10 protein-coding genes are annotated in these 12,112 nt (G+C 35.7%); 4 read left to right on the plus strand and 6 right to left on the minus strand.

Annotated features, from left to right (window positions below; translation table 11 throughout):
• Positions 1-16: 16 nt before the first annotated feature.
• From ACFSR1_RS13845 to ACFSR1_RS13855, 3 genes are all read right to left on the minus strand, one after another.
• Positions 17-3,934, minus strand: coding sequence for a fibronectin type III domain-containing protein (locus ACFSR1_RS13845; protein ID WP_378293461.1), 3,918 nt, complete (start codon positions 3,932-3,934; stop codon positions 17-19).
• 213 nt (positions 3,935-4,147) lie between these two features.
• Positions 4,148-5,107: a YheT family hydrolase gene (locus tag ACFSR1_RS13850; RefSeq protein ID WP_378293462.1), complete on the minus strand. Its 960-nt coding sequence runs from the start codon at positions 5,105-5,107 to the stop codon at positions 4,148-4,150.
• On the minus strand, positions 5,107-6,108 hold the full coding sequence (locus ACFSR1_RS13855; protein ID WP_378293463.1) for a bestrophin family protein: 1,002 nt from the start codon (positions 6,106-6,108) through the stop codon (positions 5,107-5,109). The genes ACFSR1_RS13850 and ACFSR1_RS13855 overlap by 1 nt, the downstream gene beginning before the upstream one ends.
• A 172-nt stretch (positions 6,109-6,280) precedes the next feature.
• On the opposite strand from ACFSR1_RS13855, the gene ACFSR1_RS13860 reads away from it, so the two are divergent.
• A complete protein-coding gene (locus ACFSR1_RS13860) occupies positions 6,281-6,757 on the plus strand; it encodes an acyl-CoA thioesterase (RefSeq protein ID WP_378293464.1) in 477 nt (158 codons plus the stop codon).
• Here ACFSR1_RS13860 and ACFSR1_RS13865 read toward each other — a convergent pair.
• Positions 6,749-7,642 (minus strand): DMT family transporter, encoded by an 894-nt coding sequence (locus ACFSR1_RS13865; protein ID WP_378293466.1) that lies wholly within the window; start codon positions 7,640-7,642, stop codon positions 6,749-6,751. The two genes, ACFSR1_RS13860 and ACFSR1_RS13865, sit on opposite strands and share 9 nt — an antisense overlap.
• Entirely contained in the window at positions 7,635-7,988 is a 354-nt protein-coding gene (locus tag ACFSR1_RS13870; protein ID WP_378293468.1) for an arsenate reductase family protein, read from the minus strand. Before ACFSR1_RS13870 ends, ACFSR1_RS13865 begins: the two co-directional genes overlap by 8 nt.
• Positions 7,989-8,088: 100 nt before the next feature.
• On the opposite strand from ACFSR1_RS13870, the gene ACFSR1_RS13875 reads away from it, so the two are divergent.
• Complete coding sequence (locus ACFSR1_RS13875; RefSeq protein ID WP_378293470.1) at positions 8,089-8,544, plus strand: DinB family protein; 456 nt, start codon at positions 8,089-8,091, stop codon at positions 8,542-8,544.
• Here ACFSR1_RS13875 and ACFSR1_RS13880 read toward each other — a convergent pair.
• Positions 8,536-9,318, minus strand: a complete 783-nt coding sequence (locus ACFSR1_RS13880; RefSeq protein ID WP_378293472.1) for a DUF3298 and DUF4163 domain-containing protein — start codon at positions 9,316-9,318, stop codon at positions 8,536-8,538. The genes ACFSR1_RS13875 and ACFSR1_RS13880 overlap by 9 nt on opposite strands.
• Before the next feature lie 162 nt (positions 9,319-9,480).
• On the opposite strand from ACFSR1_RS13880, the gene ACFSR1_RS13885 reads away from it, so the two are divergent.
• Together ACFSR1_RS13885 and gdhA are read left to right on the plus strand one after the other, a co-directional pair.
• Entirely contained in the window at positions 9,481-10,620 is a 1,140-nt protein-coding gene (locus tag ACFSR1_RS13885) for a cystathionine gamma-synthase (RefSeq protein ID WP_378293474.1), read from the plus strand.
• 100 nt (positions 10,621-10,720) lie between these two features.
• The gene (gene gdhA, locus ACFSR1_RS13890) at positions 10,721-12,064 is read left to right on the plus strand and encodes an NADP-specific glutamate dehydrogenase (RefSeq protein WP_378293476.1); all 1,344 of its coding nucleotides are present in this window, start codon (positions 10,721-10,723) and stop codon (positions 12,062-12,064) included.
• Positions 12,065-12,112 lie beyond the last annotated feature (48 nt).

Below are 12,112 nucleotides of genomic sequence, written 5' to 3' on the forward strand. Positions count from 1 at the left end.
TTATCTATCTATAATTTTATTCTTTAATAAAACGAGCTGTTTCTTCATTTACTCTTAACATATATACTCCGGCTTCTAATGCTTGAACATTGATAGTGTTAGAGAAAGTTCCTTTTAGAACTGTTTGACCTAACATATTGTAAATTGAATATTGTTGAGCACTTGAGTTTCCTGCACGTACATTAAGAATTGCTCCTTTTAAAGGATTAGGATACACAGATAATAATTCGGTTGGAGGTCCTAGAGGGTCATCAGATGTTGTAGCAAATGATGTTGTAGTTCCGCAAGCCCCAAGATTTATCCATCCGGTAGTAGTTCTTTCATATAAGTTTCCTTGATACGTTACTCTATCACCTGGTTGGTACGACTGAGAACTTGACCATGCTGATACTCCTTCACAAATATCTGTTGATCCACCGCCACCAGAAGTGTTGGTTAATGATAAATTATCGATGGCAATATCAGCTTGCCAAGTAGATCCTGTAATTCTATTAAGTCTAAGTTGAACACTTCCTCCTACATATGCAGCAAGATCAATACTAGCAGTTAACCAGGAATTTCCTTTATTTCCAGACTCACTCCAAAGATTTGTCCAGGTTGCACCATTATCTGTACTAGCATCTACAGCTATGCTACCCATATCTGTTGCACCATACATATGGTAGCTAAAAGATAAACTAGCTTCAGATAGACCAGATAGGTCAAAACAAGGCGAGTTTAGAATAGCTTGCTTGTTAGGATATCCAGCTCCGTTACCAGAAGCTTCTACAAAAATGTAATAAGACCCTTGAGTTGCAGAAGATGGCCCTGTACCACTAGAAGGTGTTCCACTAGCATCAACAGACCAGTTAATATCATCAGCAGTAGACTGTGTCCATGCGCCAAGCGTATTTTCGAATCCTTCATTATAAGGGAAAGAAGAAATTCCTGATGTACAACCACCTCCAGTAGATCCACCAGTAGTAGTTACATTTACGGTGTTACTAAAAGCTGATTCGTTTCCGGCAGCATCTTTTGCTTTTACACTAAATTGATATGCTGTATCTGCAGTCAATCCAGTTACATTTGTAGAGGTACCTGTAACTTCTCCTAGATTAGTACTTCCTTGGTAAACATCATATCCTGTTACACCTACATTATCAGTAGCAGCATTCCATGATAAAGTCAATGTTGTTTCTGCAACATTTGAAGCAGCTAATCCTGTTGGAGCTGTTGGCGCCTGTGTGTCAGGAGGAGTTGCAGTAGTTACATCAACAGTATTACTAAACGCTGATTCGTTTCCGGCAGCATCTTTCGCTTTTACGCTAAATTGATATGCAGTACTAGCGGTTAATCCTGTTACATTTGCAGTAGTTCCCGTAGCTTCTCCTAAAAGTGTACTTCCTTGATATACATCATAAGCAGTTACGCCTACATTATCTGTAGCAGCATTCCAGGTTAGGGTCAACGTAGTTTCTGCAACATTAGATGCAGCCAATCCAGTTGGTGCTGTTGGTGCTTGCGTATCACCTGTTGAAGCTCCAATTGTTACGGTGTAATCCTCTACTTCTCCATATTGGAAGGATTCGCAAGAAGTAGGTACTCCATTATATTTCATAGAAACACGCATTCTTGTATCCCCGTTTGTTGCACTTGCAGGAACTGTAAAAGTTCCACTAACCGGTGTAGTTTGGGTAGCTGCCTGAGTCCATACTTGCTCTCCTGCATCGGTAAAGTCACCATTTTGATTATAGTCAATCCATACACTATAGCCTTCGCTATAAACAGTTCCTGTCCAGGTTGGTGTAACAGTGATTGTATAAGAGTCACCTTTTGCAATAGATGTAGAAATAGAGGTGAAATCTGTATAACCTCCACTTCCTGCACCAGATGCATTGTTAATAGTTCCTAACTGAACATTACCAATATATTCATCAGCCGTACTATTTCCATTAGATGCACAATAGTTTAACTGAATTTCAGTAGTAGTAAAGGTTGTAGATGCGCTATAAGAAGAAGTTGATCCATCAGAACAGTTACTTCTTACTTGTGCTTCATATGATGTAGTAGCAGCTAATCCTGAAATTACAGATGAAGTTCCGCTTGCTGTTTGTGTAGTCCAGGTTGAAGTACCTGTTTGACGATATCTTACATCAAAAGATGCTCCTGGAATTGCAGTCCAGTTGATGGTAGCAGTATCAGAACCTACATTAGAAGATCCAACCCCTGCAGGTACTGTAGCGTTACAAACAACTGGTGTTCCTGTTAATCCGGTAACAATAAGAGAAAAGTTTTGACTTCCTCCAACTAGAGATCCTTTGTTAGTAACCGTAATAGTATAAGAACCAGAAGCATTTGCTACGTCAATTCTTTCATATGGATCTACGGTGTTGTCACCAGTTCCATTTGTAGTTACACCTGTTAATCTGTAAGGATTATATGTTGTAGAGTTTTGTGTAACTCTAATATCTAAATCATTTACTAAAACAGCTGCGTTGGAATTTGTAGCTGTTACTGCATTACCAGCACGATCTGTCCAGGAAATAGATGCTAATAAAGGATTCACTCCATCAGAATCTACAGTGATTGAGTACGTTTGACCACTACTTAATGTAAGTTCTTCTATTTTTGACTCGTTTCCATTAGCAGAAATTGCTTCTGCAGCAGCTTTTGCATTCATTAATCCCCATCCATAAACAGCATCAGGCCCAGAAGGTCCTGCATCATTAGCAGTATGAAGCGCAATTCCTTTTAAGGTAGCAGCTCTCATGAAATTTCCGTTTAAGTTGTTGTAATGTTGCTGTAATAACAATAAAGACCCTGTAACATTTGGAGATGCCATAGATGTTCCAGTGATACTATTGTATGCAGTATCACTACTTGCATACGTGGAATATACACCAGTACCGTTACCTGTAATATCCGGCTTAATTCTATAATCATCGGTAGGTCCTTCACTACTTGAGCTATTAATAGAAACGCTCACTAGAGAACCATCGTTATTTACATTAGCATCTTGGGCATTAGCAACAACCATATTGTTTTTAGAAGTAGAATGTCCTGTTAATTTATCATAAGAAGAGTTACCATCAAGTGGTTGTGCATTGTAGCTGTTTTGATTTCCGTCGTTTCCTGCTGCAACTACCATAAGATAATAAGGTGCATTAAACATTACTTCATCCCAATCTCTAGAAGTATCAATATACGCTCCAAAATATTGATCAGGAACTAAATCGCTTCTAAAACCATAGGAGTGATTCGATACTAACATACCATTTGCAGCAGCAGCGGTTGCCTCGGCTACATCATCATTCCACATATATCCATTTACTTTTGCTTGAGAAGCCATTCCTTTTGCACTAGCTTGCACACCAGAAGCCATAATCGTTCCGGTTACGTGACCTGCGTGAAAATTAAGTTGAACACCACCTTCTGCTGTAACATCTTGAATAGTTACTCGATTATTCCCTCCAGGACCGTCATATTCCTGGTGAGATGCTCTTGCGTGACCACCATCCCATACGTGAGCGGTCATGTTTTGACCGTCTAGATTAAGTCCAAGAGATCCTCCGTTGTTCAAGTGATTTGTTCTTGTAGATCTTGCAGCATCTACATTAAAGGTTGTATAATAAACAGGACTTCCATCAGCAGCAAGTCTTTGTAATTCAGAATAAGTACCGTCTTTAAGACGGGTTTTAATTGGCCATCCATTTCTTCTAGCAGCTGCGATTGCTTCTTTTTTCTGAAGCGCAGCTTTCTCAGCATTCTGAACTTGTAGTTGGCTAAGTTTAGAAATATTACTTTTTGCCATAATATTTTTCTTCTGATTTGCATCCTGAGCGAATACTCCAGCAGAAAGAAGGAATATAGTAGAAAAAACTAGTGAGTGTAGTTTTCCAAACCTTTTTGGCATAAAGCCAAATACCCCAGTAAGGTTTTTGTAACTTTTTTTCATTTTTATTGAGTTTGAGTTAGCAATAATTTAGTTTCCTTGATGATTCTTTAAGGAAACGACCAAAACTCTTAAAATATTCCTAATAAAAAAAAGATTTTCGATAAAGAGACGGAAAATTGCTACACAAAACCTTAACATTGGCTTAACAATTGTTTTACATACCAATAGTTGTAGGAAATATATTACAAAATACGGTTAAAACGTTGCAGCATGTTACCATTTCTGTAAAAAGGCTACGGTTTTGAGTTCGTTATAGTAAGTCCCTCCAAATAAATAAAATCCTACGTGACCTCCAAAATCGGGAGTTTCTAAAAATAATTTAGAGTTCTCTCGGGCTTCCTTAATTGGATAACAAGCATTTCCGAGAAAAGTATCATTCTTAGCATTGATAATAAGGGTTGGAATTTGAATACCGTTTAAAAATTGTTTGCTACTACATTTTTTGTAGTAATCGATTGCATCCGCATAACCATGTGCTTTACTTGTGTAAAGATTATCGATGTCAATTAAAGATTTGCAGGCGTTTATATCAGATTTACTGATCTCATTAGGAAAAACAGTCTGCCTTTCGTATAATTTTTCTTTTAAACTTTTAATGAAACGTTGTTGGTAAATGAAGTTTTTAGGTTTATTGATTTCTGTTAAAGAGTCATACAGATCACACGGAACGGATACCGCTACAGCGGATTTAATTTGTGCTGGAGTTGTTCTTTCTCCCAAATATTTTAATGTAATATTCCCACCAAGACTGAATCCACATATAGATATATTATCATAGTCTTTTTCGATGATGTGTTCGATAATCGAGCTCAAATCATCACTAACTCCGGCATTATAAGATCTATATAACCGATTAACTTCTCCGCTGCAATTTCGCAGATTTACTGCAGCTACATCCCAATGGTTGTTATTTAAGTGTCTGGCAAGACCCGTGATATATTGGCGTTGGGCATTGCCTTCCAATCCGTGAATTAAGACAGCAACTTTTTTCACAGATTTAGTATCAGATCCATAGCTCCAATCTATATCAATAAAATCTCCATCTTGTAATTCTACCCTTTCTCTTGTTTGATGAATTCCTGTTACTTTTCTCAGTAAATTAGGATAGATTGTAGAAAAATGACCATTTCTAAAAATATAAGGCGGAATATATTTGGATTCTACTACTGGCATTAGTACAAGATATTATCTTTTGGTTTTACTTTTTCAGGAAGATCTTTTTCGTCTAACATATCTCTTAAATCAATTTCAATAGTTCTACATAATGCCGTCATCGGAACATCATTAATTCTTCCTTCAAAAGGATCTTCGCTATTGCTCCCAACTTTTTCCATAGTGGTGAATATCCAAGAGATCAATACAGAAAGTGGAATCATTAAAAAGATAAACCAAGGGCGTAAGTGCTGAGACATATCACTAAGTTCGTTTTCAAAAACGCTCAATAATCCAAACGGCAGTAACAATACAAATATCCATGTAAAAACTGTACTGAAATATGCATATTGACGTGGAAAAGGAGTGTTTTTTATACGTTCACATTTTCCCTGAAGATTGTATAGCTCTTCTAAAACTGAGTGTAGAAGTTGTTTGTCGAATTCTGTAATTTTTCCTGCTTTCAATAACTCTTTAATATGTAATCCCTGATTTTTCACCAAATGAGTAGCTGCGTTTTTTCGTTGGAGTAAGTCATTATACTCTTGATCCGAAACGAAGGTCTTAGTAGCATCACAAGCTGGATTGCGTTCTCCGTGTTTATGAAATAGGCGTTCTACAGATGAGTTTTCTTTAATAGAAAAAGAAGTAGGTTGTCTCAATTGAATTCGTAGTGCATTAATCCAGGCAATATGTCGGTGAATTAATATCTTTTTGGTTTCGTGGTTATCATCGACAAGGCTTAAAACTTGGTTCGCCCAAGTTCTGCTATAATTTACAATACCACCCCATATTTTTCGCCCTTCCCAGAAACGATCATAACTCTGACTGTTTTTAAAGCCGATGTAGAATGCAACCGCAATACCAATTACAGATAGCGGCTGAAAAGGAATGTCTATAAATTTTAAGTTTAAGAAGTGATATAGTGAAAAAATAATGGCGGTGTAAAAGGTAAAGAAGATTAAATTTTTCCAGGCATAGCGAAGAATAATCCCCCAACTAATGTTTCTTTTAATATACATCGGCTAATTTTTGTTCTAAAATAAGAAGACCCCGCAGGTTTTCAAAACCTGAGAGGTCTTATTTTCTTTTGTATTGATTTAATAAATCAAACTAAAGATTAAGTTTTTATAAGAGATTTATTATGCTTGCATCGTAAGTGTTTTTTATTTTTACGGTTTAAAATTAATGGATATGTACTTAAAAGAATTTGAAATTAGATGGAATGATATTGATGCCAACCGCCATTTAGGAAACAAAACATATATAGAGTATGCAGCTCATACACGTATGTCATTTTTATTCGATATGGGTTTTGATCAAAGACTTCTGGCTAAGTTTAACATTGGCCCCATTACATTTTATGAACATATCTATTATTTTAAAGAAGTTTTTTATGGCAAACCGGTCAAAGTTTCTTTGGAATTAGCTGGAATGAGTGAAGATGGAAAGTTTTTCGAATTCGTGCATAATTTTTATGATCATAAAGGGAGAAATTTTGCGCGTTGTGAGATGATGGGAGCATGGTTAGATTTAAAAACTCGAAAATTAATACCTCTTCCTGAAGAAATGCTTCAGTTTATGGATAAAGTAGAGCGACCTGAGAACTTTAAAGTACTTACTAAAGAAGACACAAGGAAGTTTGCAAAGGTTCCTCAGGATTTAAGTTAATTTTTTTGGCGTTTTAGTAACAAGATATACACCTAAGAACACCAATAGTGCAGATACTATTTTAACCAAACTCAATGAATCTGCACCCATAGCCATCGCAAAGCTTATAGCTAATAGTGGTTGGAGATAAATGAACGCTCCAATGGTTGAAGCTTTTAGAGTTCTTAATGCAAATACATTTAATAAATAGGTAAAGAAAGTAGTTCCGACAACTACGAAAACCATTTTCCATACGACGTCGTAAGGAAGTGTAGTCCATTGTACTTCAATAAATTCTGAAATTGTAATAGGGAAATTGATGATAACACCAATCAGAAAAAACCATTTCATCAAGGTAAAAGAATGATATTTTGCGGTTAATGGTTTTACTAATACCAGATAAATAGCATAAGAAGCAGCATTAATAATAAAAAGAATATTTCCTAAAGGGATGTTAGGGGCATCTTGTCTGACTTCTGCTCCAAAAAGAATAAGCCCTAATGCACCGGAAAAACCTAGTAAAATACCAATAGTTCTTAAAAAAGTGATCTTCTCACTCAAAAAAATTGCAGATAAAATGAATACCAAAATAGGAGAGATGGTAATCATTACCGAGCTATTTATTGGAGTTGATAATTGAAGTCCTTTAAAAAACATAAGCATATTAATCACCATTCCAAATACGGCACACCCAAATATTCTTAACCAATCACTGCGATCAATTTTTTGTTTTGGTGCCCAGATAGAAGCAAGCCAGAAAAGTGCTGCGGCACCAATAACTCTAAGAAGGATAAAACCAAAAGGTTTGATATAAGTAGGCATTACGCCTTTTGCCAAGGTATGATTGATTGCATATATCAAACTGGCGCCAAAAGCTGCTAATAATGCTACCGTTCTTTTATCCATTAATTGCTGTGTTTGCAGCCTCTACTACTTTTTTACTATTCCCAATAAATATTTGGTTATTGTACAAGATTACCGGACGCTTTAAGAATGTGTAATGCTCAAGGATTAAATTCTTATAATCCTCTTCGGTAAGAGATTTGTTTTTTAGATCTCGTTCTTTATAAAGTCTAGCTCTTTTGCTGAAAAGAGATTCATAGGAACCTGCCATAGATTTCATTTCTTCTAATTGCTCAGGTGCAATTGCTTCTGATTTAATGTCTTGCAAAACAAAATCCGAAGAAGGATTCAGTTCATTTAAAATTCGCTTACAAGTATCACAAGTGGATAGATGGTATATTTTTTTCACTGATGGTTATTTAAATGTCAAAAATCAACACAAAGGAAATTCATTTCACAATGAAAACTCATATTTTTGGCTAAAAATTAAGAACATTCACTATATACATATGAAAGATCAGTTAGAAATTACCCGAACTAATAGAAGGCTAATGCTTAAAATAATGGATAATTATTCATTAGAGGATCTTAATAAAGTTCCTGAAGGATTTAATAATAATCTTATTTGGAATATTGCTCATGTGATTGTAACCCAACAGTTGCTTGTGTATAAGTTAAGTGGATTATCCTTAATGGTTGATGATGAAATGGTCAATACATATCGCAAGGGTACAAAAGCTGAAGGATTTGCAAGCGCAGAAGACGTAGAAAAGGTGAAAGAGCTTCTTTTTACTACAGTGGATCAAACCGAAAAAGATATAGAAGCTAATGTTTTTAAAGAGTATCAAGAATATCCAACAAGTACAGGATTTGTAATAAGATCTGTAAAAGATGCGGTTAACTTCAATAACTTTCACGAAGGAATCCATCTTGGTTATGTCTTAGCACTTAAAAAGTCACTGTAGTATATTTACTGCAAAATAGTCTTTAACTTCCTGCTTATCAAGTTTCAATTCAATCGGTCCTTCCGCATATGAACTAATTTCATACTGATTGTATAAAAGAATGATATGGGTATCTGTTAGGCCAATATTAATAGGAAGGCTAAAAATATCATTTTCAAAAAAGAATCCGGAACTATTGATAGATTGATTTTCAGGGATTGAATGAGTTTTTCTAAATATTTTTTCTACGAAATTTGAAAAATCTCTGTAATCTTTTAATAGCTTTTTGTTATCTACGATTTTACCGGATTCCAAGTCTATGTTTACGAAATTTGAATTTCCGCTTCCGTGAGCTCCTCCGGTAAAAATATACGAATCCACTAATATTGATAATAGATTTGTATTTCTAAAACTGATGTCACTATTTATGCTGGCTTCATAAGGAATAGTTTCTTCAGGGAATTCCTTTTTCATTTCTTGATATGATGTATTAAAACTTTTAAGAGCCTCCTCTATAGTGTTCAAGGAGGAGTCCTCATCTAAATGTAATGCTGCGCAAGCAGCTTTTTCAATTTCCTTATTAACACTGTTTGAAATTTCGCTTTCACCTAAACATTCTACCAGAAAGATTTCAGTAATTGCGCAATCTACAGCGAGGCAGTCATAAAAGTCATCGATGGCTATAGTACGCTTCTTAAAGGTCAGAGGTTCATTCTTTTGACAGCCATAAAAACACACCAGTATGATTAGGCAAAAAAGAAACTTTAGTCCGTTGTTAGGTTTTGTGTTAATCATCTACTAAAGGTATTCATTGAAATATGATTAGAACGAATTAAATCATACATTTGTTCAGTTTTTTAACATAATAATGTATAAGTTCATTTTTGCAAATAGAAAAAATTAAACTTGGTTAGAAGAACGTTAAAAAATTAAGAATTATTATGAAAGTTTAAAATAGTGAAATTTAATACAAAGACAATACACGGAGGGCAGGAACACGATCCTGCTTATGGAGCGGTAATGCCTCCAATATATCAGACTTCTACGTATGCTCAGACAACACCGGGAGGACATAAAGGATTTGAATATAGTAGAACACACAATCCAACAAGAAAAGCATTGGAAAATGCTTTTGCTAGTATAGAAAATGGAAAGCACGGATTAGCTTTTGGGTCTGGATTGGCTGCCATTGATGCTGTTATTAAATTACTGAAACCAGGTGATGAGGTGATTTCTACAAATGATCTATATGGAGGAACATATCGACTATTCACCAAAATATTTGAGGATTTCGGAATCAAGTTTCATTTTATAGGAATGGAAAACGCTAATAAAGTTGAAGCATATGTAAATAAGAATACCAAATTGATTTGGGTAGAAACTCCGACAAATCCAATGATGAATATCATTGATATCAAGGCAATAGCTGAGGTGTCAAAAAAACATAGCCTTTTGTTGGCTGTTGATAATACCTTTGCAACTCCTTATTTACAAAGACCTTTGGATCTTGGTGCCGATATAGTAATGCATAGTGCTACAAAATATATAGGAGGACATAGTGACTTGGTCATGGGAGCCTTGATTGTTAAAGATGATGAGATTGCAGAACGATTATATTTTATTCAGAATGCAAGCGGAGCCGTTTGTGGACCTCAGGATAGTTTCTTAGCGTTAAGAGGTATTAAAACATTACATGTTCGTATGCAGCGTCATTGTGAAAATGGAGAAGCAATTGCTAAATACCTAAAAAACCACCCAAAGATTGAAAAAGTGTATTGGCCAGGATTCGAAGATCATCCTAATCATGATGTTGCCAAAGCACAAATGGATGGATTTGGCGGTATGATATCGTTTGTAACAAAAGGTAGTAATTTTGATGAGGCAATAAGAATTGTGGAAAATTTAAAAATTTTCACATTAGCAGAATCATTAGGAGGTGTAGAAAGTTTGGCAGGGCATCCGGCAAGTATGACACATGCTTCTATCCCAAAGGAAGAACGCGAGAAAACAGGAGTGGTTGATTCTTTAATTAGATTAAGCGTAGGGATTGAGGATGAGGATGATTTGATAGCAGATTTAGAACAAGCTATCGGATAGATTATTATATTCAAAAAAATGAATATATATTTTTGATAATATCATATATTTGACACGTTAAATTAACCTTTGAATAAGAATCTTTTAATCCTATTAACATATGCAAGCAAAAATAGATGCATTTATGGAAGAAGTAAGAGCTCGTAATGCCCATGAGCCAGAGTTCTTACAGGCGGTACAGGAAGTTGCGGAAACTGTAATCCCGTATATAGCTACACAAGAAATATATAATGGAAAAAACATTCTATTGAGAATGGTAGAACCAGAAAGAGCCATAATGTTTCGTGTGCCCTGGGTGGATGATAAAGGAGAAATACACGTAAATAGAGGATATAGAATTCAGATGAATTCTGCAATCGGTCCTTATAAAGGAGGATTACGTTTTCATCCTTCAGTAAATTTGAGTATTCTAAAATTCCTTGCTTTTGAGCAGGTGTTTAAAAACAGTTTGACTACGCTTCCTATGGGAGGTGGTAAAGGTGGATCTGATTTTGATCCAAAAGGTAAGTCCGATGATGAAATCATGCGTTTCTGTCACAGTTTTATGAGTGAGCTTTTTAGACATATAGGCCCTAATACGGATGTACCCGCTGGTGATATCGGAGTTGGCGCTCGTGAGATAGGATTCTTATTTGGAATGTATCGTAAAATGCGTAACGAATTTACCGGAGTTTTAACGGGAAAAGGATTAAGTTGGGGTGGATCTGAGATTCGTCCAGAAGCGACGGGTTATGGTACAGTATATTTCGCAGAAAATATGCTAAAGACTAAAAATGATTCTTTTAAAGGAAAAACTGTCTTAGTTTCTGGATCAGGTAATGTGGCACAATATGCCACAGAAAAAGCTATCCAATTAGGGGCTAAGGTGGTTACGCTGTCGGATTCATCCGGATATATTTATGACGAAGATGGAATCGACCAAGAGAAACTTAAGTTTGTAATGAAACTTAAAAACGAAAAGAGAGGTCGTATAAGTGAGTACGCGGATGAATATAGTTCTGCTAAGTTTCATAAAGGAAAAACACCTTGGGGCGAGAAATGTGATATTGCATTGCCTTGTGCTACTCAAAATGAATTAAATGGCGACGATGCTAAGATGTTAATAGATAACGGCTGCAAATGTGTTAGTGAAGGAGCCAATATGCCTTGCGATGCTGATGCGGTAGCAGTTTTTCATAAAGCAAAAATATTTTTTGCTCCTGGTAAAGCTTCTAACGCAGGAGGAGTTGCTACTTCAGGATTAGAAATGACTCAAAACTCATTGCGTTTTAAATGGACAAGAAAAGAGGTGGATGACAAGCTAAAACAGATAATGAACGATATTCACGAAAAATGTGTTGAATATGGAACAGATGATGATGGTTATATCGACTATGTGAAAGGCGCAAACATTGCTGGCTTTGTAAAAGTGGCTGATGCTATGTTAGCACAAGGAGTTATTTAAAAATAATAAGGAATAATATTGAAAGCCGTTCTTACTATAATAGAACGG

Source organism: Aquimarina rubra (assembly GCF_042684305.1).
Taxonomy (GTDB): Bacteria; Bacteroidota; Bacteroidia; order Flavobacteriales; family Flavobacteriaceae; genus Aquimarina; species Aquimarina rubra.